At 69.2% G+C, this 23733-nt stretch carries 17 protein-coding genes and 3 pseudogenes; 12 read left to right on the forward strand and 8 right to left on the reverse strand.

Features of this window, described 5'->3' with window-relative positions:
• Window positions 1-1049 (reverse strand): aromatic amino acid lyase (locus tag VN520_RS31140; RefSeq protein ID WP_325750280.1); only part of this gene is annotated, 1049 nt, incomplete at its 3' end.
• 157 nt (window positions 1050-1206) lie between these two features.
• Between VN520_RS31140 and VN520_RS31145 the strand changes: the two genes are divergently transcribed.
• Window positions 1207-1974 (forward strand): IclR family transcriptional regulator, encoded by a 768-nt coding sequence (locus VN520_RS31145; protein WP_325750294.1) that lies wholly within the window; start codon window positions 1207-1209, stop codon window positions 1972-1974.
• A gap of 198 nt (window positions 1975-2172) precedes the next feature.
• On the opposite strand, the pseudogene VN520_RS31150 reads toward VN520_RS31145, so the two are convergent.
• The 4 genes and pseudogenes from VN520_RS31150 to VN520_RS31165 all read right to left on the reverse strand — a co-directional run.
• Window positions 2173-3237 (reverse strand): annotated as a pseudogene (locus tag VN520_RS31150) (phospholipase D-like domain-containing protein); the annotation flags it as partial.
• A gap of 144 nt (window positions 3238-3381) precedes the next feature.
• Complete coding sequence (locus VN520_RS31155) at window positions 3382-3735, reverse strand: antibiotic biosynthesis monooxygenase family protein (protein ID WP_325750281.1); 354 nt, start codon at window positions 3733-3735, stop codon at window positions 3382-3384.
• 403 nt (window positions 3736-4138) lie between these two features.
• A complete protein-coding gene (locus tag VN520_RS31160; RefSeq protein ID WP_325750282.1) occupies window positions 4139-5389 on the reverse strand; it encodes an NAD(P)/FAD-dependent oxidoreductase in 1251 nt (416 codons plus the stop codon).
• On the reverse strand, window positions 5386-6822 hold the full coding sequence (locus VN520_RS31165) for an NAD(P)/FAD-dependent oxidoreductase (RefSeq protein WP_325750283.1): 1437 nt from the start codon (window positions 6820-6822) through the stop codon (window positions 5386-5388). The genes VN520_RS31160 and VN520_RS31165 overlap by 4 nt, the downstream gene beginning before the upstream one ends.
• Window positions 6823-7251: 429 nt before the next feature.
• Between VN520_RS31165 and VN520_RS31170 the strand changes: the two genes are divergently transcribed.
• The 3 genes from VN520_RS31170 (at window position 7252) to VN520_RS31180 (ending at window position 12979) form a co-directional block, all read left to right on the forward strand.
• On the forward strand, window positions 7252-7602 hold the full coding sequence (locus tag VN520_RS31170; protein ID WP_325750284.1) for a CU044_2847 family protein: 351 nt from the start codon (window positions 7252-7254) through the stop codon (window positions 7600-7602).
• 76 nt (window positions 7603-7678) lie between these two features.
• Window positions 7679-12094 carry a trypsin-like peptidase domain-containing protein gene (locus VN520_RS31175; RefSeq protein WP_325750285.1) on the forward strand — a complete coding sequence of 1472 codons (4416 nt, stop codon included), beginning with the start codon at window positions 7679-7681 and terminating at the stop codon, window positions 12092-12094.
• Between the two features lie 726 nt (window positions 12095-12820).
• The gene (locus tag VN520_RS31180; RefSeq protein ID WP_325750286.1) at window positions 12821-12979 is read left to right on the forward strand and encodes a hypothetical protein; all 159 of its coding nucleotides are present in this window, start codon (window positions 12821-12823) and stop codon (window positions 12977-12979) included.
• A gap of 284 nt (window positions 12980-13263) precedes the next feature.
• Here VN520_RS31180 and VN520_RS31185 read toward each other — a convergent pair whose 3' ends face one another.
• A complete protein-coding gene (locus tag VN520_RS31185; RefSeq protein ID WP_325750287.1) occupies window positions 13264-13851 on the reverse strand; it encodes a hypothetical protein in 588 nt (195 codons plus the stop codon).
• 419 nt (window positions 13852-14270) lie between these two features.
• Here VN520_RS31185 and VN520_RS31190 point away from each other — a divergent pair.
• From VN520_RS31190 to VN520_RS31220, 7 genes and pseudogenes are all read left to right on the forward strand, one after another.
• Window positions 14271-14369: pseudogene (locus VN520_RS31190) on the forward strand (IS481 family transposase); the annotation flags it as partial.
• A gap of 59 nt (window positions 14370-14428) precedes the next feature.
• Window positions 14429-14909: pseudogene (locus VN520_RS31195) on the forward strand (transposase); the annotation flags it as partial.
• 294 nt (window positions 14910-15203) lie between these two features.
• Window positions 15204-15917 (forward strand): urease subunit gamma, encoded by a 714-nt coding sequence (locus tag VN520_RS31200; RefSeq protein WP_325750295.1) that lies wholly within the window; start codon window positions 15204-15206, stop codon window positions 15915-15917.
• A 5-nt stretch (window positions 15918-15922) separates the two neighbouring features.
• The gene (locus tag VN520_RS31205; protein WP_325750296.1) at window positions 15923-17896 is read left to right on the forward strand and encodes an urease subunit alpha; all 1974 of its coding nucleotides are present in this window, start codon (window positions 15923-15925) and stop codon (window positions 17894-17896) included.
• Between the two features lie 74 nt (window positions 17897-17970).
• Window positions 17971-18645: an urease accessory protein UreF gene (locus VN520_RS31210; RefSeq protein ID WP_325750288.1), complete on the forward strand. Its 675-nt coding sequence runs from the start codon at window positions 17971-17973 to the stop codon at window positions 18643-18645.
• A 34-nt stretch (window positions 18646-18679) separates the two neighbouring features.
• Window positions 18680-19381 (forward strand): urease accessory protein UreG, encoded by a 702-nt coding sequence (gene ureG / locus VN520_RS31215; RefSeq protein ID WP_325750289.1) that lies wholly within the window; start codon window positions 18680-18682, stop codon window positions 19379-19381.
• Entirely contained in the window at window positions 19378-20211 is an 834-nt protein-coding gene (locus VN520_RS31220) for an urease accessory protein UreD (protein WP_325750290.1), read from the forward strand. Before ureG ends, VN520_RS31220 begins: the two co-directional genes overlap by 4 nt.
• A gap of 464 nt (window positions 20212-20675) precedes the next feature.
• Here the strand turns inward: VN520_RS31220 and VN520_RS31225 are convergent, their stop codons facing one another.
• Window positions 20676-20831, reverse strand: a complete 156-nt coding sequence (locus tag VN520_RS31225; RefSeq protein WP_325750291.1) for a hypothetical protein — start codon at window positions 20829-20831, stop codon at window positions 20676-20678.
• A gap of 881 nt (window positions 20832-21712) precedes the next feature.
• On the opposite strand from VN520_RS31225, the gene VN520_RS31230 reads away from it, so the two are divergent.
• Window positions 21713-23098, forward strand: a complete 1386-nt coding sequence (locus tag VN520_RS31230; RefSeq protein WP_325750292.1) for an MFS transporter — start codon at window positions 21713-21715, stop codon at window positions 23096-23098.
• A 52-nt stretch (window positions 23099-23150) separates the two neighbouring features.
• Here the strand turns inward: VN520_RS31230 and VN520_RS31235 are convergent, their stop codons facing one another.
• Window positions 23151-23630: an NUDIX domain-containing protein gene (locus VN520_RS31235; RefSeq protein ID WP_325750293.1), complete on the reverse strand. Its 480-nt coding sequence runs from the start codon at window positions 23628-23630 to the stop codon at window positions 23151-23153.
• Window positions 23631-23733 lie beyond the last annotated feature (103 nt).

The raw sequence follows: 23733 nt of genomic DNA on the forward strand, positions 1-23733 counted from the left end.
GCGACGTCGGCGACCGAGATGGCGAGGAAGTCGAGCACGGCGGCGATCGGAGCGCCGTGGAAGTTGCCGTTGCTCTCCACCCGGCCGTCGAGGGTGACGACGGGGTTGTCGACGGCGGCGGCCAGTTCGCGGGAGGCCACCAGTTCCGCGTGGGTGAGGGTGTCGCGGGCTGTGCCGTGGACCTGGGGCGTGCAGCGCAGCGAGTAGGCGTCCTGCACACGGGTGCACTCCGGCCCCTTGTGGCTGGCGACGATCGGCGAACCGGCGAGCAGTGCCCGCAGGTTGCCGGCGCTGGCGGCCTGGCCCGGGTGCGGGCGAAGCGCCTGGAGGTCGGCGGCGAACACCGCGTCGGTGCCGAGCTGGCCCTCGACGCTCATCGCGGCGGCGATGTCGGCCGTACGGAGCAGACGGCGCAGGTCGTCGGCGGCCAGGGCGAGCATGCCGAGCATGCCGTCGGTGCCGTTGATGAGGGCGAGACCCTCCTTCTCCTCCAGGACGACCGGGGTGATGCCGGCCTCGGCGAGCGCCTCGGCCGCGGGCTTGCGCACGCCGTCGGCGGTGCGGACCGCGCCCTCGCCCATGACGGCGAGCGCGCAGTGCGCGAGGGGGGCGAGGTCGCCGGAGCAGCCGAGTGAGCCGTACTCGTGGACGACGGGGGTGATCCCGGCGTTGAGCAGCGCGGCGTACGCCTCGGCGGTCTCGGTCCGTACGCCGGTGCGGCCGGTGGCGAGGGTGGACAGCCGCAGCAGCATCAGCGCCCGGACGACCTCGCGCTCCACCTCGGGGCCCGAGCCCGCCGCGTGCGAACGCACCAGGCTGCGCTGGAGCTGGGCGCGCAGTTCGACGGGGATGTGGCGGGTGGCCAGCGCGCCGAAACCGGTGGAGACGCCGTAGTGGGGCTTGGCGTCGTCGGCGAGGGCCTGGACGACCTCGCGGCTGCGGGCGATCTCCTTCAGCGTTTCGGGGGCGAGAACCACCGGGGTCCCGAGACGGGCGACGGACACGACTTCGTCGGCGGAGAGCGCGCCGACACCAACAACAACGTTCATACACCTATGAAGCCGCAGGCCGGGCGAGTACGCGAGACATGACGCGCGGGTTTTGTCTGGGATACCAGACACAGCTGTGTCTGGTATCCCGGACACCGGCCGCTCCTGTCCTCGGCGTCGGACACGGGCCTGTGCCGTCCTGGTCTACCCTCACCCCATGGGTATCGTCCCGGCCGCCGGGCAGGTGCTCGCCGTGCTGCGCTACCTGGCGCGGCAGGCGGCTCCCGTCCCCGCTGCTGCCATCAGCCGCGACGTGGGTCTGCCACGCTCGACGACGTACCACCTGCTCGACACCCTCGCGGCGGACGGCTTCGTGGTGCACCTGCCGGAGGAGCGGCGCTACGGCCTCGGCGTCAGCGCGTTCGAACTGGCCTCGGGCTACCAGCGGCAGGCACCGTTCCAGCGACTGGCCCGGGCGCCGCTGGCCACACTCGTCGACCGCACCGGTCACAACGCCAACCTCGCCGTGCTGCACGGCCGTGAGGTCATCTACGTCATCGAGGAACGCGCCCCGGGCCGGGCGCCGCTGGTCAGTGAGGTCGGGGTGCGGCTGCCGGCCCATCTGACCGCCAGTGGCCGGGCGGTGCTGGCGTTGCTGCCTCCCGCGCAGGTGCGGGCGGTCTTCCCGGACCGGTCCGCGTTCGTCGTGCGGCACGGCGCCGGCCCCGCCTCGCTGACGGCGCTGAGAGGTCTGCTGGCACAGGCCCGGCGCCGGGGGTACGCGACGGAGGAGGGCGAGGTCACCCCTGGCCTCTCGTCCATCGCCGCGCCCGTGCTGGACCACCACGCCCACCCGATCGCCGGCGTCTCCGTCACCTTCCCCGGCGACGCGGCCGACGAGGCGGAACGCCACCGCATCGCGGGCCATGTGGCGCAGACCGCGCGGGAGCTGACCCGCCGGGTCGGCGGCGTCACCTCGGGGTGACTGCTGTCCGGGGCGGGCCGCGCGCCCGGAACACCGCCGTGCCCGGCGGGTGTCCCGGCCGTACGAGGGCTCCCCGGTCGAGCGGATTACCGAGCTCGGAGGGGCACGGGCCTGTTCAGGCTGGTTGACGACACCCTTGCAGGCAGGGGTGGCGTCGTTCGTACCCGGGCGGGCAGCCGCCCTGGCGGCGTCGAAGTTCGCGACATAGGCGTCATGGGCTGCCGAGTCGTCAACCTTCAGCAAGAACTCGTCGTTCTCCCTCAGAGCCGGGCCGCTGTAGTTGTGGCTGCCCGTCCAGAGGACCTTGTTCACGGCGCCGTCGTACTTGCCGTCGATCAGCAGGTACTTGCTGTGCATGATGCGGGCGGCGGTCGCCGGGTCGCTGTCATGGTCGTCGTGGTAACAGACGGGCGAGAAGCCGGAGGCGGAGTGGAGGGTCTCCCACGTGCCGGCGGTCCCGGAGCTGTCCTTGCTGTCCGTGGACGTGTAGACGAGCTCCACCGAGCAGCCGGCCTTCTTCAGTGCGACCAGCTTGTCGGCGACGCCCTGCCGGGTGAACTTGAACATCGCGACCCGCACCTTGGTGCGCTTGGTGGCGCCGTCCTGGGTGTAGGTGCAGGTGACGTTGTCGAGCGTGTTCCAGACCGTGTCCGTGGAGTTGCCGGTGCCCGGGTAACAGGGGAAGAAATACGCCTTGTACGGGCTCCAGGAGCTGGAGGTGCAGCGCCAGTTCTGCCAGTCCTTGCCGACGAGAGCGGTGAAGTACCCGCTGTAGGCGTTGTAGATGCCGGTGTTGCAGGCGACGACGTGGGCGTCGTTCCAGAAGGCGCTGTACGCCGAGGGCGACATGTTGGACGACGTCTGCAGCACCACGTCCGATGCGCCGTCGACCTGTGAGAACAGCCAGAACTTGTTGTGGTTGATGGAGGTGCCGAACTCCGTTCGGCCCAGGCAGGACTTGCCGGCCGGGCAGAGGGTGACGAAGGAGCTCTGCGTGGTGTCGGTCCCGAGCGTGTCGCGCAGGATCCCGTATCCGGCGTCACTGGGGCGGGAGCTGACAGTTGTCTCGTCCAGGACCATCTGGACGCCGACGCCCCGCTGGTGCGCGTCGGCGAGTGCCTGCGCCACCTCCCGGTCCCAGACCGCGACCTCGACACCATCTGGCGCCCCGGTGCTCCGGGCAGGCGCCGTACTGCGTCGGCGCCTGCCCGGGGGGACGATGGTTTGCACAACCCCTGCACCCGGCATCACGGTCGGATTCATCGAAACCGACAACAGATAACTGAATCGATCGCCACCCTCCGGCCAGGTGTGACACTCAGCGTGGCCAACCGAGGCGCTCAGTCACAACTTGCCGCATCAGGAAGCGACTTCGGTCGGTCAGTCCGCTGCGGGGCTCCGCAGGACCTACGCCCGCGTGAACCCGTGGCTCCGTTCCACTCCCGCCACGTGCAGCGTGTAGCTCCGGTACCACTCGGCTTGCCCACGCTTTTGCGCTGCGCGGTGCTCGGCGTTGGTCCGCCACTCCGTGAGGGCGTCAGCGTCCCGGAAGTACCCGACGGTGATGCCCAGCCCGTCGGGAGTCTGCGCGTGGTCCATCCCCAGGAACCCGGGGACGTTCTTCACCAGATCTTCCATGCGGGCCTCGGTCTCGCTGCAGCCGCTCTGTTCCTCGGTTCGCACCGCAGTGAAAACAGCTACGCAGTAAGGGGGTTCATAAGCTTCGACGGGCGTGACAGGCGCTTCCGGGTGATCGCTCATGGCGTCACCGTAAGACGGAACGTGCCCGACGACCCAGCGTCATTCCTGACCGGGATACATGAAAGCTCGGGTTCTTGACCGAAACCGTCCGGACCAGACGGTGTCCGAGGGCCCTGGTCCGGATGGTGGATCTCCTGCCGGAGACCGGTGGCCCGGGCGGCCGGTGGGCCAGGCGGCCGGTGGGCCGGTGGGCCGGTGGGCCAGGCGGCCGGTGGGCCGGTCTTCGCGAGCGGCCGTCGCCCGGCGTCGGCCCGGCGGTCGAGAAGGGTGGAGACGGTGGCCCTCCACCCTTGTCCACCCTGCTCCACCCGCCGACTGACCCGCGCGGCGGGCGGCGCCCAGCCGGAAAGGGCGGGCCGTGGCGGCCCGCCCTGTGTGCCACGGCTCCCGCCCGGCCGTCCTGTCACAAGCTGATGTGGACGGGGCCTCCCGTGGGTGAGATCCCGTCCAGGACACCGGAGGGAACGCGGAAGACGCGGCCGGGGGCCGCGGGCCAGGGCAGGGTACGGCGGGTGATGACGCGCCCGCCCTGGCGGACGGTCACCCGGGGGAAGCGGACGAACTCGTCCGACCACAGCAGGAGCCGGCCGCGGGCCGGTGCCGGGTCGTCGGGGCGCAGGATCTGCGGGGCGATCCAACGGAACGGTGCGCCCGCGACCAGCCGCACACCCGGCTCCGGCTCCGGCCGGCCCGCCAGGTGGTCGATGACCTGCTGGGCGACGTGCTGTCCGTCGAGTGCGGCGACGTCGGCGGTGTCGACCGGGTGCAGCATGTTGCCGACGGCGAAGACGCCGGGGCGGCTGGTGCGCAGCGCGGTGTCGGTGAGGGGGCCGAGGGTGCCCTCGTCGAGGGTGATGCCGGCGGCCCGGACGAGTTCGTGGTCGGGGATCCAGTCACCGGTGAAGACGACGGTGTCGCATTCGAAGGTGCGTCGCTTGCCGGTGTCGAGATGTTCGATCTCGACGGCCTGGCAGCGGCCCTTGCCGATGACCCGGGTGACGCGGCTGCGGGTGGCGACGGGCACGCGGAGCACCGAGCGGCCGGCCGCGTTGAAGATTCCGTAGGACTCCGCCTTCGGGTACTGGCTGACCATGAGGGCGGGGGTGCAGCCGGCCTCGCGCAGGGTGAGGGCCGCGGACCAGCTGACGAGTTCGCCGCCCACCACGACGGCCCGCTTGCCGACGGGCTGGTGGTGGAGGTGGACGAGGTTCTGGAGCTGTCCGGTGGTGTAGACGCCGTGCGGGCGGTCGCCGGGGATACGGCGGGCGGTGCGGGGCCGCTCGCGGGCGCCGGTGGCGAGCACGATGGCCCGGGGCCGGATGCGGTAGCGGCCGTCGGGGCTGGTGACGTCCAGGGTCTGCTCGTCGGCCCAGCCGGTGGCCATGGTCCTGGTACGGATCTCGGCTCCGGCCCGGGTGGCCCGGTCGACCAGGTGGCGGGCGTAGACCGGGCCGGTCATCACCCGGTGCAGGTCGCGCAGGCCGTAACCGGTGTGGTCGCTGTGGCGGGGGATGCCGCCGGCCGCGTTCTCCCGGTCGACGACGAGGATGTGTCCGGTGGAACGGCCGGCGAGTTCGGCGGCCGCGGTCAGACCCGCGGGGCCACCGCCGATGATGAGTACATCGGGCTGGATCAGGGGCAGCTGGTCGGTCATCGGTTGTCCTTGTGCTGGCTGCGGCAGCCGTCGTGGTTCTGGTGTCGGGTGCGCAGGGCCGCGACGGCCGCGCCGCAGAAGGAGCCCTGGCAGCGGCCGTTCATGGCGCGGGTGCGACGGCGCAGGCCCTCCAGGCTGCGGGCGGGCACGGGAGCGTGGCAGGCGTCGCGGATCTCGCCCTCGGTGACGCGCTCGCAGAAGCAGACGACGGTGCCGTAGGCGGGGTCCGCGGTGATGCGTTCGGCGTCCTGGTAGGGGCGGGTGGTGGCTTCACCGATGTTCGGCATCCGTGGTGGATCGGGCAGGTCGCCGCGGGTGCGCAGGGTGAGGCCGGCCTCTTCCAGGAGGGCACGGGCGTGTTCCGCGATGGCGATGCCGGCGGTCAGGCCGGTGGAGCGGATGCCGCCGACGAGGAGGTAGCGCTGTTCCGGGGTGGTCTCGATGAGGTAGTCGGGGTGGTCGATCGCGGCGCGCAGTCCGGCGTAGCTGGCGGTGACCTCTTCGGCCAGCAGGCGCGGCATGAGCCGTTCGCCCTTGGTGAGGAGGAAGTCGTAGCCGTTCTCGGAGGTCGCGGTGTCGGTGCGGTCGGTGAGGTCCTCGGCGGTGGGGCCCAGCATCACGTTGCCGTAGATGGTCGGGGAGATCAGTACCCCCTTGCCGTGGGAGGAGGGCACGGGCAGGACGATCTTGTTGACCATGGGCCGGGTCAGCTTGTCGAAGACGAACAGCTCGCCGCGGCGCGGGGTGACCGTGAAGCGGTCGTGGCCGAAGAGGCGGTCGATGTGGTCGGCGCCGAGGCCGGCGGCGTTGACGACCCAGCGGGCCCGCACCTCGCCGCCCTCGGTGCTCAGCACGGTGACGTCGCCGGTCGTGTCGGCGGCGGTCACGGCGTGCTCCAGCAGGATGGTGGTGCCGCGCTGCTGGGCGTCGGTGGCCAGGGCGAGGTTGGTGGTCCAGGTGCAGATGATGGACTCGTCGGGGACGGCCAGGCCGCCCAGCACCCCCGCGCCGAGGTCGGGGACGCTGCGGTAGACCTCGTCGGCGTCGACGATCCGGCAGTGCTGGTAGCCGTTGGCCTCGGCCTTCTCCTTCAGGCCGGGCAGGGCGTCGAGCTCCTCCTGGTTCCAGGCCACGAGGACGGCGCCGGTGTGCTCGACGGGGATGCCGACGGCCTTGGCGTAGTCGCTCAGCAGGTGGTGACCGCGGGCGACCAGGCGGGATTCGAGGGTGCCCGGTTTGGCGTCGAAGCCGGTGTGCAGGATCGCGGTGTTGGCCTTGCTGGTGCCGTCGCCCACGTCGTCACGGGCTTCGAGCAGCACTACGGAGACGTCGTGGCCGGACAGCTCGCGCGCGATCGCCGCGCCGACGATGCCTCCTCCGATCACCGCGACGTCGTAGACGCCGTCGTCCGGACGGTGGGGGGTGACGGTCATGAGTGTTCTCCCTCGGCGACGCGGGCCGCGGCGGCCTGCGCCCATGTGGTGCGGTATTCCTGGGCCCGGTCGGCGGACCAACAGGGTTCGTACACGGTGCTCGGCTTCCAGTCTCCGACGGCCTCCTTGAGACTGAGTGCGGGGTCCAGCGCACGGCGCGCGAGGGCGGCGGCGCCCCCGGCTGGCTGATCAAGGACATCGCCGACCTCAACAACGACGGCCGGGCCGGCACCAACACACCACCCCGGTCATCCCTGTGACTCCGGGTGCACAGTCCGATAGCCTCTGGCTGCACCTTACGAGCCGCCCAACTCAGGTGCTCAGAGGCTCAGTTCAAGATCTGGGAGCGTCATGCCGCTGTCTGGAGGCCAAGCCCTGTACACAGTCGAAGTGCCGCTGGGGAGCGGTGGCGAGGTCGTACGAGTGCAGGTGAACGACCGTGGAGAGGACATCGTGCGCGTCGGGCGCGGCAGCCGTGCGATCACCCGGGCCGAGCAGTCCCTGGAACAGATGCTGGATGTCGTACGGCCGGTCGCGGACGCCTTCGTCGGCCGCTGCCGTGGCATGCTCCGGTCGCCTGACGAGGCGACCCTCGAATTCGGCATGGCGCTCTCTGCCGAAGCGAAGGTCGTCATCGCGGGTTCCTCCGCGGAGGCCAACTTCTCCGTCAGCCTCACCTGGCACAGCAGCCCCGCCGGTCCGGACGCGGTGCCGGGAACCCGGCCCGGCCCGGATTCCGCGGACCAGGGCCCGGCGGGCGGCCCCGCCTCCAGCGGCTGAGGCGTGCGCGCCGGGCCGGGCCCGCCTGCGTACTGCCAGCACCCTCCCGCTCTCCTTACCGCTCCGAGGAGGCCCTGTGTACGACCAGGACGAATCCGGCCGAACTGCGGCCGGAGCCGGGCACGGCGAACACGAGGACGCCGACATCGTCCTCGCCTCCGGGACGGTCCGCCTCCGGGACGGGCACGGCGACTCCGCCGGTACCGGATTCCTCGTCGGTAACGGGCTGGTCCTCACCTGCGCCCATGTGGTCTGCGACGCGCTCGGGAGGCCCCGCGACACCGAGGTGCCTGCCGGCGCCCGTGTCGCCCTCGATCTGCCGCTCCTCGCCGGGCCGGGAGTGCCGGGGCATGACATCGAAGCAGAGGTGGCGCACTGGGTGCCGATCCGGGAGGACCGGAGCGGTGATGTGGCCGTGCTCCGGCTGCTCGCGCCGGCGCCGGGGGCGAGGCCGCTGCCCACCAGCCTGTCCCGGCGCCTATGGGAGCACGGGTCCCGCATCGTGGGCTTCACCGAGGCCTCCGACCGGCCCGTGTGGCAGCGGGGCAGTCTTCTCGGCCCTGCCGGGAAGGGCTGGGTACAGCTGTCACGGGCCGACGGGCAGACGGTCCGTGTCACCGGTGGTTTCAGCGGCAGTCCGGTCTGGGACAACGCCCTCGGCGCCGTCGTCGGCATGATCGTGGCCGCGGAGCCGGTGCGCGACGACCAGCAGGCGTACATGCTGCATCTCGGAGCGCTCGCCGACGAGATCCCTGCTCTCGCCGGCACGTTCCTGGCCCCGGCACCGTTCCGTGGCCTGGAGCCCTTCCGCGAGGAGGACGCCGATGTCTTCTTCGGCCGCGAGGAGGACACGGAGACCGTGGTCAGGGCACTGCGCGGTGACCATGCGGCGGTGACGTTGTGCGGGCCCTCTGGGTGCGGCAAGTCCTCCCTCGCCCTCGCGGGAGTGGCGCCCGTGATGCGCCGTGCCGGCCACGAGGTGGTGGTCGTCGACTGCGGCCGCACCTCCCGTCCGGTGGGTGCCCTGGCGGTCGAACTCCTCGAACTGGCACGCCAGGAACGGTTCGGTTCCTCGCGCGCCATCGGCGTCGAGCGGGTCGTGACCTGGCTGACGGGGACGGGCCTGGCGGACACCGTCCACCGGCTCACCGGCAGTGCCACCATCGACCTCCTCGTCGTACTGGACCAGGCCGAGACTCTGCTCGACTTGCCCGAGGGGGACCTCGCGGCCCTCTTGTCGGTCCTTTTCCCCGCCCGGCGCACCGCCGGGATGCGGGTGCTGCTCACCCTGCGCGCCGACTTCATTGACGCAGTCCTCAGTCACGAGTACCTCGGCCCGGTGCTGAAGCGGGGAACGGTCCTGCCGCTGACCCCGATGACCCGGAAGCAGTTGCACGCCGTCATCACCTGCCCCGTGGACCGCGTCCCCGGCGTCTCCTACGAACCGGGGCTGGCCCACCGCATCCTCGAGGACGCCGGCAGCGAGCCCGGTGCCCTCCCCCTCCTCTCCTTCGTCCTGCGGCACCTGTGGGAGGAACAGTCCGGCGGCCGCCTGAGGGTCGACGCGTACGAGAGGGTCGGCGGCGTTTCCGGCGCACTGCGCAGGCACGCGGAGGAGGCATGGCGGAAATACGTCCCGTCCGTGACCGAGACCGGCTCCCCGGTCTCCGCAGATACTCCGGAGACCCCTGACCCCATGGAAGCCATCACGCACGCCCGGCGGCTCCTCGCCGGACTGGTGCGAGTGGTGCCGGGCAGCGGTGCTCCCGCACTGCGGCGGGTGCTGACCCGGGCGGAGGCCGGCGAACAGCGCTGGCGCCTGGCCGTGCTGTTCGCCGGGAAGGACGAGCGTCTGCTGGTGCTCCACGGCGGGGCCGGGGTGCCGGAAAGCGTGGAACTCGCCCATGAAGCCCTCATCACGGCCTGGCCGACTCTGTCCGAAGTGGTGCGCGAGGACCGGGACTTCCTCGCCGCGCGCACAGAGTTGCAGCACGACCGGGAACGCTGGGAGAGAGAAGGCTGTGCCGACGAGCTCCTGCCGCGAGGTGCCCATCTCGCCTCTCTCGAGAGCCGCCTCGCGGGGCGCACCGACGAACTGACGGCGGCTGAGACCGACTTCCTCGACCTCGCGGACCGGCAGCGCCACGCGTTGGAACAACTGCGCCGTGTCCGGCAGAGGCGCAACCGATGGGCATGGGCGGCCGGCAGCCTCGCTCTGGTACTCATCGCCACCTTGGGCGTCTTCTTCGTCCAGGAGACCCGGACGAGCAGGGAACAGGCAGCTGAAGGCCGGTCCAGGACGCTGGCGGTGCAGGCGGACGAACTGGCCGGGACCAACCCTGTCCAGGCCGCCCTGGCCGCAATCGCGGGTTACGACACCTCCCCGACGCAGGAGGCCCGCAACGCGTTGATGCGACGGTACTCGGAAATGATGAAGGCAAGTTGGGTCCTGTCCGGAATGGACTCCGACATCGACCAGGCGAGTATGAGCGCGGACGGCAAGGTGACCCTGGTGACCACCGTGGGCGGCCGTGCGACCCTGTTCCTCCGCTCCGACGACGGACGAGTGCGACAGGAGAACCTGCGGCTGGGCCGAAAAGTCCGCAACCCCCAGGTGAGCGGCGACGGCCGGAGAATCGCCTACTTGCGCGAAGGCGACGCGCTCCTCGCCTGGCACGAGGTGACCACTTCCGGGAAGCACCTGGCAGGCCCGGCCCACCTGCTCCGGCACGCACAGGCACGGAACAAGGAAGGCGCCATCCTCGCAGTCAAAAGATCCAGGTTCTCCCCCGACTCGCGGTTCCTGGTGGAAGCCTCCCAGGTTTCCGAAGGACTGCCCCTCCTGGTGTGGGATCTCTCCAGTGGCCGTCCTCACGAAGTACCGGGGCCCATCACCGATGTGCGCTGGATCTGGTTCGGCGCGGACAGCGGAACCCTGGTTGCGTGGAAGGGTCTCGCATTCGAATCGGGTGGGGGAGAGCGCTCCTCTCTGCTGGCCATTGATGTCGCCACCGGGTCCGTCCGTGAACTGGCCCATGACTTCTACTCCATTCCCGAGGTCTCCTGGGACGGGAGAACGGCTGTCGTCTGCCAGAAGAAGGGGGAGAACGTCCGCCTTTACCAAGCCATCAGGGTGTCGGACGGCAGGATCCTCCGCAGTCAAGGGCTCAAACGGTCGTCCTGCCAGAAACCGGAGTTCGACACCACCAGTGGCTACTTCGTCGTCCAAGGGGCCGACTCGGGTGACTGGTCCCGTATCGCGATCCATGGTGACGCGGCACCCGAACGGCTGGTGCCCCGCCGGCGACTCTCCACTTCGATCGGTGTCGAACGCCTGCCCCTCCTGATGTCCGGGTCGGAAACCGTGATGCCGTTCGCCGAGGGCCGCACGGTCACGGGCGTCAGCATGTCCGTCGGTCCCTCCAGGCCGGCACACGGGTATCCGGTGCTGCTCGGTGACGGTGACCGGATGCTGGCCCGCAGCGACGGCGGCAAAGCGCTCCGCATCGTGGAGACGAGGCCCGGAGCCCGCACGCTCGCCCGGGCCGGGACTCCCGGAACACCGCCCACCGAGGAACAGCCCCTTGTCACCGACAAGGAAGAAACCCTGGTGGCGGATGTCTCGGACCACAACAGGATCACCGTCCGCGCCCTGCCCTCCTTGCGTCGGCTCAGCCGATTCGCCGTGTCGACGCCGCCCCTCGACGAGGCGACCGGAGAACCGGGCACGATCGACATCATGTTCCGGAGCGACGACAGGGTGGTCACCCTGTCAGGTTCGGTTCTCGAGTACTGGGACGCACGGCAAGGGCGCCGGCTCTCGTCCGCCGTGAAACTTCCCAGCCTCGGGCTCAGTAGCGCCGAGGCCCCGTTCTTCACCATGGGAGCCCATCCGGACCCGGCATATGTCACGGTGAGTGTGCAGGGAGAGCCCGACCTGCACACCATCGATCTGCGGACGGGAAGGGAGGACAGGAAGCAGCGGATCCGCCTCGCCGAGGACCTGCTCACCGCGGAGTATCTGCCGGACACGCGTTACATGGCGGTGCTCACCACCGGCAGGATCGTCGAACTCTGGTCCGTGGAGAAGGGGTCACCGCCGAGAAAGGTGCTGGGGCCGTTCGGGCCGCTCGAACCCCATCGCTGGTCCATGGGGTCCTCCGGCGGATCCGGATTCTTCCTCGCCTACGAGAGCACAATGGTCCGTCTCCGGGCCGACGATCCCGAACATCGGGACACCTTCGTGTTCTCGAAGATCCAGCGATTCCTGGGCTCCACCAAGGACGGCAGGACCCTGCTGAGCATGCCGGTGGAGGGCGATCTGGACGACCCGTCCAGCCCCGGAAACACGTTGACACTCTTTCGGATCGACCCCACGCTCTGGAAGGAACACCTCTGCGGCGTCGTCGGCCGGGAGCTCACGGCCGACGAGCGCACAGCCCTCTCCGGTGAGCTACCGGAGAGAAGCTGCCCCGACCCCGCGCAGGACTGAGGCGATCTCGTCTCGCGGGCGTCCCCCTCATCTCCTGCACGACCTCTGTTGCCCAGTACATGAGGGTGGTCCCCACGCCCGGGCAAGCTTCTGAAGCGGCTGGAAGTGGCAGCGGCGGTCAAACAGCGCCAAGGCCACGATCCTGACGGTGGTCGGCGGCCTCGTTCTGGCAAGCCTGACCGGTCCGCTGGGACCTACGCTCACCGGTCTCGGACAGCGGATCAATCCCTTCGGTGACGCCGCGCACGAGTGGAAGGTGGTGGCCCACGGCCCCGACACGCACACCACTGCCGGCTGGATCCCGCCGGACAAGGAAGTCGTGGATGTTTCTCCGCTTCCTGGTGCCTGCACAAATGGCCAAGCCTCGTTGTCCGAGTGGGCCCAACGGCAAAAACGGACCGGCGCCATCTCCGCCGGACAACAGGTTCTCAAACTCAGTCTCCAAGGAGGGCCGGCCAGGGCTGTCACGCTCCACGGCATGGACGTCACCGCCGACTGCCAGGAGCCCGTCCCCGGTGTCCACATCTCCGAGCACGGGGTTGAAGGGCTGCCTTCTCGCCACTTCCTGGTCATTCTGAATGCTCCCGGCGGTCCTACGGTCACGCCGTACGGCAAGACCGGTGAGGAACAACCGGACCCCGAGCCGGCAGAGTTACCCTTCTACGTCTCCGAAAGCGAATTCGAGCACTTCGTTCTCGACGTTCAAACCCGCTCCCGACCCTGCACTTGGCAAGCCACCCTGAAATGGAGCTCGGCGGCCAGGAGGGAACCACCAAGATCGGTGACAACAACGCAGCCTTCCGCCTCACCTCTCCCACCGCGTCGACCGGCCGCTATCCACTGGAGGGGCCGAAGGTGACCGGCCCCGGCGCAGTCGGAGAATGACGTCCGTCAAGGTCCCCCGTTCCGGCTTTGTTCGCGAGAACGACGAACAGCACAGGTTCATCACTTCGCCGGCGGGCTGTCCGAACGAAACTGCGAAGGTGACGTTCGTCCGCTGAAAGGCTGCGGCCTCCGGAGTGGGGGCAACCGGCCGGTGGCGCCCCGGGCGCCCTTCGCGGGCCCGGGACACCACCGCGCGGGCCCAGGCGCCCGGACAGCTGCTGACCGTGTCGTTGCTCCTGGCGTACTCAGATGGTGCCGCGCATCCCTGGTATGGCTCCGATGGGTCACAGAGAGGTGATCTCCAGGGTGACGGTGGAGTAGACGCTGGCGACCGAGCCCGGTCCGAGGGTGCAGGCCAGAATGTCGGTCGCGGGTCCGATGCTGGTCTGTACGACGCTGTCGCCGGCAAACAGACCGGAGGTGGCGTTGCCGGTGATGGTGACCACCAGAGCTGCGCCGACCACGGTGGCGGTCCGGGACCCTGAGATCGTGCTGGTCTGTCCCGTGTTCCAGGTGATGGTGTAGTTGGAGACGGCGGTCTCCAGCAGCGTCAGGCAGGACCGGCCGGGGGTGAGGACCTGCAAGGACCGGGAACCCGACTTGATCTCGGGGTGGCTGAGCGAGACGCATGGCCCGTACTGGACGGTGGAGGAGAAGTTGACGTCCTGCGGGGTCAGCGTGAGGGGCGGGCTGTAGGTGGTCGCCTCGCTGCTGGGTGCCGTGCACGTCAGATCGAGAAGACCGTCGCTGGAGGTGTTGGAGGCGCTGGCCGAGGGGGCTAGGGCGAACGCCCCTGCCACCAGGCAGAAAGCCGCCAGGAACGCGGAGAGGCGAGACCGTAAACGGACAAGGCGTTGCGTGGGGTGTTCCATGAGGGGCCTCCGAAATGGGGGCCGCCGCGTGACTGCGAGCACGGCATGTGCGTGAAGATAGTGAACCCGTTGGCAGCGGAGAACGGCGCGAACCGGCCTGCCTGGTCCACACCGTGCACACGGGGTGCTCACACTCCACACCCGGCACGCACCACCCGGCGCCGGCCGCGCTCCTGTTGCGGGCCGTCCGTCCTGGCTCCGAGCTGTTCGCCGCGACCCCCGACACCAGCCTGCAGCCCAAACTCGCGACGGCAGAGCCTCCCCTACGTTGAAGGCCCTGCCGCTACATAACCCGGGTGCCGGACGGGCACCAGTCGAACACGGCATCGCCCGGCTGAAATCCTGACGGAACTTCCGCAGGCCCCGAGGCAGCCCCAACCGCATGTCGTCAATCGCCGAAGCCGTCCTCACCAGCGCCCCTGACAGAGTTCCTCCACACCTACAACCACCACCGCTGCCACACCGCACCCGACGGGCGCCCGCCCATCAGCCGTGCAAACAATCCTGCGGGTCAGTACACCTGGCACTGCAACGGGGTCTGCCGTGACGGGTGGACAGGTCGATCGTTGATGTCGTCATGGGCGGGGATCTCACCGAGGTCAGGTTGCGGGCCGGTGAGTTGGGTGCGGTGCAGGGGCGGTTCCTTCATCGTTTCAGCAGGTCAGAACCGTGTGAGTCCGCTCTTTCCTACATGCGGGGGATCATAGCCCCGTTGCAGCGGAAAACGGCTGGACACTGTCCGAAGAAGCTGGCCGCGCAGGCCCGGACCGTATCCGCCGGCTGCTGAACCGGATCGAGTGGGACGCCGATGAGGTCCTGGACGATGTGCGTGAGTACGTGGTCGAGCGCCTCGGCGATCCGGGTGCGGTCCTGATCGTGGACGGCACCGGCTTCCTGAAGAAGGGCACCGGCCGGCCGGGGTGCAACGACAGTATTCCGGCACTGCGGACCGAACGGACGACCGTGAGCGGTGCCGCCGGGCCGGCATCGATGACGAGGTCGGTTTCGCGACGAAGGTGGTGATGGCCAAGTCGATGGCCCGCCGGGCGAACGACGACAATAGCTGTACCACTGCCATGACGCCCTTACAGCAATTCCTCCGGGCGTATCGCACGTGATCACTCATTTGGGTGCCGATCGGACGAAGCGCCAATTCCTGGCCCGTCGGCGTGATCAAGATGGCTTCACTTCGGGTTCGGGCTGCGCTCCCCAGATGGGCAGTCTGCTGCGCCGGCGGTTGGGGCGAAGAGCCAAGGACTTCGCCTCGGCTGCCGACTGCCGCATGGAGCAGGTACGAGCTCGTGAGGCCCAGGACAGAAGTCCTGGGCATGAGCGAACGCAGGGAAGTGGCTGTGCACCTGACTCCGCATGAGCAGGAACGCTTGATGTTGCACGTGGCGGCGGATGTCGCCGAGAAGCGGCGGGCCCGGGGGGTACGGCTCAACTACCCCGAGAGCATGGCGCTGTTGATCGTGCATGTTCTGGAAGGGGCGCGGGACGGCAGGACTGTTGCCGACCTCATGTCCTCGGGGCGCAAGGTGCTGTCCCGGGAGGAGGTGATGGAAGGCGTCCCGGAGATGATCGAGAACGTGCAGGTGGAGGCTACGTTCCCTGACGGCACGAAGTTGGTCACCGTCCACAGTCCGTTCCCTGAAGTGGGCAAGGACGAGGAGCCGATGGTCTGGCCGGGGAAGGTGGACTTCTCCGAGCGTGAGGGGGATGAGGTGGTGGTCTTCAACGAACGCAACCGGCAGGAGGACCAGGTGACGAAGCTGACCGTCGAGAACCCGACCGACCGCCCCGTCCAGGTCGGTTCCCATTACCACTTCGCCGAGGTCAACGACGGGCTGCAGTTCCCTCGTATGAAGGCGTGGGGCAGGCGCCTGAACATCCCCGCCGGCAGCTCCGTACGTTTCGAGCCCGGCATCACCGAGGAGGTCGAGCTCGTACCCATCGAGGGCGAACGCGTGGTCCACGGCCTGCGCGGCCCGGTCAAGGACCTGCCCGTGAAGATCAAGGGCTCCCTCGACGACACCAAGGGCCCGTCCGGCAAGGAGCAGGTGTGAATTCCATGACTGAGTGCCCCGACTGCTCCTGCTGCCGGACGAAGCCGGAGCCGTACGCCCCGCTGCCCCGCGCCGACTACGCGGACCGGTTCGGTCCGACGACCCGCGACCGAATCCGTCTCGCCGACACGGCGCTGCAGATCGAGATCGAGGACGACTGGTCGGGCGGCCCCGGGCGCAGTGGCAACGAGATGGTCTTCGGCGGCGGCAAGGTGATCCGGGAGTCGATGGGGCAGTCCATCGCCCCGCGCGACCCCGGCAGAGGCAGGAGCGACACCGCTGCCGACGGCGGCGCCGTCCTGCCTCCCGACACCGTCATCACCGGCGCCGTCGTACTGGACCACTGGGGCGTCGTGAAAGCTGATGTCGCCATCCGTGACGGCGACATCGTCGCGCTCGGCAAGGCGTACAACCCCGAGACCATGAACCCGTTGCACGAGGATTCGGTCAGCCACAACGGCATCGGCCCGAAGCCCACCGACTTCGTCATCGGTCCCGACACCGAGGTCATCGCCGGCAACGGCAGGATCCTGACCGCCGGCGGGATCGACACGCACGTCCACTTCGTCTGTCCGAGTCAGATCGATGAGGCACTGGCCGCTGGTGTCACCACCCTCATCGGTGGCGGCACGGGCCCTGCGGAGGGCAGTAAGGCCACCACGGTCACGCCGGGCTCTTGGCACATCGGCCGTATGTTTGAGGCGCTGGACGGCTTCCCGGTCAACATCGGGCTGCTCGGCAAGGGTGCCACCATGTCCAAGGAGTCCATGTACGACCAGGTGGACGCCGGTGTCATCGGGCTCAAGGTCCATGAGGACTGGGGCGCCACCCCGGCCGTCATCAACGCGTGCCTGGAGGTCTGCGAGAAGACCGGTGTCCAGCTCGCCCTGCACGCCGACTCATTGAACGAGGCCGGCTTCGTGCAGGACACCATCAAAGCCATCAACGGCCGTCCCCTTCACATCTTCCATGTGGAAGGCGCGGGAGGCGGCCACGCCCCGGACATGATCAAGATGGTGAGCGAGCCGAATGTGCTGCCCGCCTCCACCAACCCCACCCGGCCGCTGACCGTCAACACGGTCAAGGAGCACTTCGACATGGTGATGGTCTGCCATCACCTCAATCCCGCTGTCCCCGAGGACCTGGCGTTCGCGGACTCCCGGATCAGGCCGTCCACGATGGCCGCCGAGGACATCCTCCACGACCTCGGTGCCATCTCGATCATGTCCTCGGACGCCCAAGCCATGGGCCGTATCGGTGAGATGATCATGCGTACCTGGCAGACGGCGCACGTCATGAAGGCACGCCGGGGCTTCCTGGAGGAGGACCGGCCGTCGGACAAGCCGGGGAGCACGCCGCGGGGGAAGAAAGCCAGGGGCGCGGCACCGGTGGACGCGACGCCGGAGGCCGAGCCACCCCTGGCCGACAACAAGCGTGCCCGCCGGTACGTCGCGAAGTACACCATCAACCCCGCCCTCGCCCAGGGCATCGACGCCGTCGTCGGATCGGTGGAGACCGGCAAACTGGCCGACCTCGTGCTGTGGGAGCCCAAGTTCTTCGGCGTCAAGCCGCACCTGGTCATCAAGGGCGGACAGATCGCCTACGCACAGGTGGGCGACGCCAACGCCTCCATCCCCACCCCGCAGCCGGTCCTGCCGCGCCCCATGTGGGGAGCCACCGGCCTGGCACCTGGCTCCCTCGCCTACAACTTCGTCACCGAGCGGGCCATCAAGAAGGGCCTGGCCAAGGAACGCAAGCTGAGCAAGCGGTTCAAGGCCATCAAGGACACGCGTGCCGTCAAGAAGGCCGACATGAAGGAGAACAGTGCTACACCCGACGTCCGTATCGACCCCGACACCTACGAGGTCATCATCGGCGGAGCGAAGGTGACGGACGTGACGACCTTCGTCGACGACCAGATCGTCGACCGCGCCTTTGTCTCTGAGCTGCCCATGGCCCAGCGGTACTTCCTCTTCTGAGCCTTGGCCACATCATCTCCCAGAGCGCAGAAGGCAAGGCAGAGGAAGAAATGAAGAAAGGTGGTCTGCACCCTATGAACCGTGCCGCGCTGTTCGTCCTGGCCGACGGCCGGTTCCCCGCCGGAGGGCACGCGCACTCCGGCGGCGCCGAACCGGCCGTAGCCGCAGGCCGTATCAGGGACGCGGACTCACTGGAGGGCTTCTGCCGGGGAAGACTGCACACTGCGGGCCTGGTCGCGGCGGCGCTGGCCGCCGCGGCTGCGGCGGGCCACGATCCGCTGGCACTGGACGAGGCCGCCGACGCCCGCACCCCGGTGCAGGCCCTGAGGACCACCGCCCGCAAACTCGGGCGGCAAATGATGCGGGCGGCCCGCGCCACCTGGCCGTCGCCCGAACTGGACCGACTGGCCGCGGCACGCCCTCAGGGTGCGCACCAGCCCGTGGTTCTGGGTCTGGCCGTCCGGTCGGCCGGGCTGGCCCCGCTGGACGCCGCGTACGCCATGGCGTACGAAACCGTCAGCGGACCGGCCACCGCAACGGTCCGGCTTCTGAGCCTCGACCCGTTCGACGCCACCGCCGTCCTGGCCCGCCTGGCACCAGAGCTGGACCAGGTCGCCGCAGCAGCCACCCGGGCCGCCCAGCACATCCTCGAAGAAGGAATCGATGCGCTGCCCGCCGCCTCCGCACCGCTGCTGGACATCAGCGCACAACAGCACGCCACCTGGCCGGTACGTCTGTTCGCGTCCTGACCACCCACCACGAGACCTCACACAAGGAGTACGTATGCACCTCGGTCACGATCTCGACGAGAAGTTCCCCCACCGCCACACCTACAGCGCCGCCGCCCCCGAGCACCCCGACGGCACCAGGCGCGCCCTGCGAATCGGCCTGGGCGGGCCGGTCGGCTCGGGCAAGACCGCCACCGTCGCCGCCCTGTGCCGGGCCTTGCGCACCGAGATGTCCATCGCCGTGGTCACCAACGACATCTACACGCGGGAGGACGCGGACTTCCTGCTGCGCGAAGCCGTCCTGCCGCCCGAACGTATCCAGGCTGTTGAGACGGGTGCCTGCCCCCACACGGCGATCCGCGACGACATCTCCGCCAACCTCGAAGCCGTCGAGGACCTGGAGAACGAGACCGGCCCGCTCGACCTGATCCTGGTGGAGTCCGGCGGCGACAACCTCACCGCCACCTTCTCCAAAGGGCTCGTGGACGCGCAGATCTTCGTCATCGATGTGGCCGGCGGCGACGACATCCCGCGCAAGGGCGGCCCCGGCGTCACCACCGCCGACCTGCTCGTCATCAACAAGACCGACCTCGCCCCCCACGTCGGATCCGACCTTGAGGGCATGGCCCGCGACGCCGAGGCCCAGCGCGGCGACCTCCCCGTCACCTTCACCTCCCTCAAGGACGAAGGCGGCGTCAAACCGGTCGCCGACTGGGTCCGCGAGCGTCTCACCCACTGGACCGCAGGCCGCGCATGACCCTCATCACGCAAGAGGTCAAGGCGACCACCCAGAACTCGGCTGTCGTGGGCGTACAGGCCACGGCCCGCATCACTGCGGCGGCCAGGAACGGCGTTACCACCTTGCCTGTCCTCGACGGCGACGGGCCCTTCGAACTCCGACGCCTGCGCTCACGCGGCACCGAGGCACGGGTATGCGTCGTCGGCGCCATGAGCGCCCCACTCGGTGGTGACCGGCTCCGTATCGAAGCCGCGGTTCAGCAGGGCGCGGAGCTCCACGTCACCTCTGCTGCCGCGACCCTCGCCCTGCGGGGCCCGACCCAGGAACACGCCACCTACGGCGTACACCTGACCATCGCAGAGCACGCGGAGCTCCGCTGGCTGCCCAAACCCCTGATCTGCGCGGCCGGCTCGAACCTGCGCCAGACCTGGACCGTCGACCTCGCCCCCACCGCACGGCTCGTCCTACGCGAGGAACAGATGCTCGGACGTACAGGAGAGCCGCCCGGCCATGTGGCCACACGGCTCACCGTCCGGCGCGACGGTCGCGTTCTCCTCGACCAGGAAGCCGAGTACGGTCCGGGCGCCCCCGGGTGGGACGGCCCGGCCGTCCTCGCCGGCCACCGCGCGACCGGGCAGATCCTCATCATCGACCCGGCCTTCGAGAACAGACCTGCTGCGGCCCGGCTGCACGGCGACACGGCACAGGCCGGGCAGGCCGTCCTGACGCCACTCGCAGGGCCCGCGGCGCTCGTCACCGCCGTAGCCCCGGACGGCCTCCAACTGCGCCGCCTCCTCGACACAGCGCAAAGCGCTCTCCACACCACCGTGATCAACGCCGTACGCTGAAGAGTTTTGAAGCTCTGCACAGCCAGCTCGACGCGCTTGCCGCATCAGCGGTGAGCGCGTAGGCGAGAGGCATGCTCTTTGGGCGTCACATCGAGCACTCCTTGCCGCCGGTGCCCTTCCATCGGAGAACCCGGCACGTTCTCCGGTCGGCCGGAAAGCTCCGCAGCCGTCGTTTCGGGGCAGTTGTCGACCTCAATGGTCGGATCGGCGGGAAACTGCGCGGCCGCAGCACCGGACCGTTTCGCACTTGCAGAGGTTCGCCGTCGTGGCGGCAACACGCCGGTTCACAGCATTTGAATGCTCGTAGCCGAAGCCCGGAGCAGCGAAACACGACACGAAAATCGGATGGCCGCCTTTTGACTCTGCGGTCTGCCGGACGTCGCTCTCCCCCTCCCCCGGCTGCACTCCGGCACGAGGCCACGGCCAAGGCGAACACGCCTCACCCGCTATGACGCACCAGCTCGTCAGAAGAAGTGCTTGCGTCCACCGACCGCGCGACCGGTCGCACCCAGGAGCCACAGAATGGCGCCCACCAGAATGAGGATGCCACCGATCGTCGTCAGCGGCCCCACGCCGACAAGCAGGCCGATAATCAGCAGAATAAGCCCAAGAATGATCATTTCAATCTCCCATCGTCAAGTCCGACTCGGACGCGTGTGCGTATAAGTTCACAACGGTCTAAGCCTGCTTCATGGCTGGTGGATCCCGGCCGGCTACGAAGCTCAGGATCTCGGTTCGATAGCCCTTGTGCCCGGCGTCACTGTATTCACACACCCCTCGCAACTTCGTTCACGAAGCGGCCGCTGAACTGGGCCAAGGGCGCCCGGATCCCCGGCCGGCCCGTGACTGCCCGACCGCCGCAGGCTCATCGAGCTGATACGGCTCAGGGCTCCCCGCATGTCGGCCTCATGGCGAAGTCACGGCATCCCCTGAGGCGTCCTCCAGGTTTCCCGTTCCGCCCCAGGAGCCGCAGATACGCTTGAATCCTCACGAGCAGAGGGATGCAGCCTGATCCACAGCGAGCAGTTCCCGTGTCGCGTGCTACGCATCGGCCGCAAGACGCGCGTCCTCACGGCGTCCCTGCTCCGCATGCTGGAAAACCTCCTGAGACCACCATGCACCGCGCCCGGGCTCAGCGCCTTGCCCGCGCCCACGACTGCTGAACGGCAAGGCCGGGCTCGGTCCCTCGGTCCGGTCACCTACCACGCAACGGTTCCGAGCCGATCAATCCCAGCTGCCCGAGCTCAACGGAGCGTAGTCAGCACCAAGCCGGCACGGGGATCAGCACTGCCCTCGCAGAACATCCTGGACAGTGCGGCTCGGGCACTTCTTCTCGCTCACCTCCACCAGGCCGAAGCGCACCCGGAACACCGTTCCGTAGCGCCCACCCGCACACCGCACACCCGAACTATGGTGTCCCGCCACATACGCCCCTGACCTGCCCCTTCCTACGGTGTGGCAACACAGAAACGTCCCCGCCAACTGTCCGGAAGTGGTGTCCATGGCCGTCCCAGCAACCGCTCCCCCGACCCCCTCGAACCTCCGTCGCATCGTCGCCGCGAGCCTCGTCGGGACCACGGTGGAGTGGTACGACTTCTTCCTCTACGGCTCCGCTGCCGCACTGGTCTTCAACAAGCTCTTCTTCCCCGAGTCCGACCCGCTCGTGGGCACCCTTCTCTCCTTCCTCACCTATGCCGTGGGCTTCGCCGCACGCCCCATCGGAGCCCTGGTGTTCGGGCACTACGGCGACCGGCTCGGGCGCAAGAAGCTTCTTGTACTGAGCCTGCTGATGATGGGTGGTGCCACCTTCGCCATCGGGCTCCTGCCGACGCATGCCACTATCGGTTCCGCCGCACCTGTCCTCCTCACCGTCCTGCGCCTGGTGCAGGGGTTCGCCCTCGGTGGTGAGTGGGGCGGCGCCGTGCTGCTCGTGTCGGAGCACGGCGATGCGAAACGGCGCGGATTCTGGGCGTCATGGCCGCAGACGGGCGCGCCCGCCGGGCAGTTGCTCGCGACCGGGGTGCTTTCCGCCCTCACCGCTCTGATGCCGGAGCCCGCTTTCGAGTCGTGGGGCTGGCGGATCCCCTTCCTTCTCTCCGGCGTACTCGTGATCCTGGGATTGTGGATCCGTCTCTCTGTCGATGAATCGCCTGTCTTCAAGGCGGCTCTGGCTCAGGCCGAGCGGCGCAAGGCGGACACCTCCTCCGCCGAGAAGATGCCTCTGGTCGCTGTGCTGCGGCACCACTGGCGCGATGTGCTGATCGCCATGGGCGCACGGATGGCCGAGAACATCAGCTACTACGTGATCACCGCGTTCATCCTCGTATACGCGACGACAGCCGCGGAGCTGAGCAAACAGACGGCGCTCAACGCCGTACTCGTCGCCTCCGCCGTGCACTTCGCCGTGATCCCGCTGTGGGGGGCGCTGTCCGACCGGGTGGGGCGCAGGCCCGTGTACCTGGTCGGCGCCGTCGGGGTGGCGCTGTGGATGTTCCCGTTCTTCGCGCTGATCGACAGCAGGAGCTTCGGAAGCCTGCTGCTCGCGGTGACGGTCGGACTGATCTTCCATGGTGCGATGTACGCGCCGCAGGCGGCCTTCTTCTCGGAGATGTTCGCCACGCGGATGCGCTACTCGGGCGCGTCGATCGGCGCCCAGTTCTCGTCGGTGGCCGCGGGCGCCCCGGCGCCCCTCATCGCCACCGCGCTGCTCGCCGACTTCGGCAGCTCGACACCGATCTCGTTGTACGTCATCGCGGCCGCGCTGCTCACCGTGGTGGCGATCGTCTGCGCGAAGGAGACCAGGAGCCGGGACCTCACGGCCATCGAGCCGGACGACCGGCAGGCCGCAGATACCGAGGCGCTGCCGGCCGACGCCCGTACCGTCTGACACGACCGGGCCGAAGGGCCCGCCTCCACCGCGAGCCGGGGAGCCGGGCCCGTCAGGCCCCGGGGGTGCGCTCGAACCAGGTGGGGCCGTCCGTCAGGGACTGCTTGATCCGGAACAGCGCGAACTCGCTCAACGGCGGCAGCGCGTCGACGTCGAACCACGCGACTTCCAGCGACTCGTCGTCGTTCACCCGCGCCTCGCCGCCGGTGGCCCGGCAGCGGAAGGTGATGTCGACGTACTGGCAGCGGTCGCCGTTGGCGTACTGCACCGGCTTCAGCGCCTGGGTGAGCACGACCCGTTCCGCGACACAGCGCACCGCCGTCTCCTCGTACACCTCGCGCTCCGCTGTCGCCGCGGGCTCCTCACCGGGCTCGCCGATACCACCGATGACCGACCACTTGCCGGTGTCCGAGCGCCGGCCCAGCAGCACCCTGCCCTCGTCGTCGAAGACCACGGCGGTGACTCCGGGGAGCCACAGCAACTGGTGACCGGCCGAGGCGCGCAGTTCGCGGATGAAGTCGGGAGTAGCCATGGGCCCGACCTTAACCGGCTCCGCGCGCACCGCCGGGCAGGTCCACGGGGCGTGCGACGGGCGTACGGCTACACGTCACCGGCGCGTCGCCCGCGCATGCCCG

The sequence above is a fragment of the Streptomyces sp. genome (assembly GCF_035563135.1).
In the GTDB taxonomy this organism is placed as follows: Bacteria; Actinomycetota; Actinomycetes; order Streptomycetales; family Streptomycetaceae; genus Streptomyces.

Excerpts from the sequence above, each read along its gene's own strand:
- VN520_RS31230 (WP_325750292.1), top strand. The coding sequence starts at position 21,713 with ATGGCCGTCCCAGCAACCGCTCCCCCGACCCCCTCGAACCTCCGTCGC.
- VN520_RS31210 (WP_325750288.1), top strand. The coding sequence starts at position 17,971 with ATGAACCGTGCCGCGCTGTTCGTCCTGGCCGACGGCCGGTTCCCCGCC.
- VN520_RS31225 (WP_325750291.1), bottom strand. The coding sequence starts at position 20,831 with ATGATCATTCTTGGGCTTATTCTGCTGATTATCGGCCTGCTTGTCGGC.
- VN520_RS31185 (WP_325750287.1), bottom strand. The coding sequence starts at position 13,851 with ATGGAACACCCCACGCAACGCCTTGTCCGTTTACGGTCTCGCCTCTCC.
- VN520_RS31205 (WP_325750296.1), top strand. The coding sequence starts at position 15,923 with ATGACTGAGTGCCCCGACTGCTCCTGCTGCCGGACGAAGCCGGAGCCG.
- VN520_RS31165 (WP_325750283.1), bottom strand. The coding sequence starts at position 6,822 with ATGACCGTCACCCCCCACCGTCCGGACGACGGCGTCTACGACGTCGCG.
- VN520_RS31160 (WP_325750282.1), bottom strand. The coding sequence starts at position 5,389 with ATGACCGACCAGCTGCCCCTGATCCAGCCCGATGTACTCATCATCGGC.
- VN520_RS31235 (WP_325750293.1), bottom strand. The coding sequence starts at position 23,630 with ATGGCTACTCCCGACTTCATCCGCGAACTGCGCGCCTCGGCCGGTCAC.
- VN520_RS31155 (WP_325750281.1), bottom strand. The coding sequence starts at position 3,735 with ATGAGCGATCACCCGGAAGCGCCTGTCACGCCCGTCGAAGCTTATGAA.
- VN520_RS31145 (WP_325750294.1), top strand. The coding sequence starts at position 1,207 with ATGGGTATCGTCCCGGCCGCCGGGCAGGTGCTCGCCGTGCTGCGCTAC.
- VN520_RS31220 (WP_325750290.1), top strand. The coding sequence starts at position 19,378 with ATGACCCTCATCACGCAAGAGGTCAAGGCGACCACCCAGAACTCGGCT.
- ureG (WP_325750289.1), top strand. The coding sequence starts at position 18,680 with ATGCACCTCGGTCACGATCTCGACGAGAAGTTCCCCCACCGCCACACC.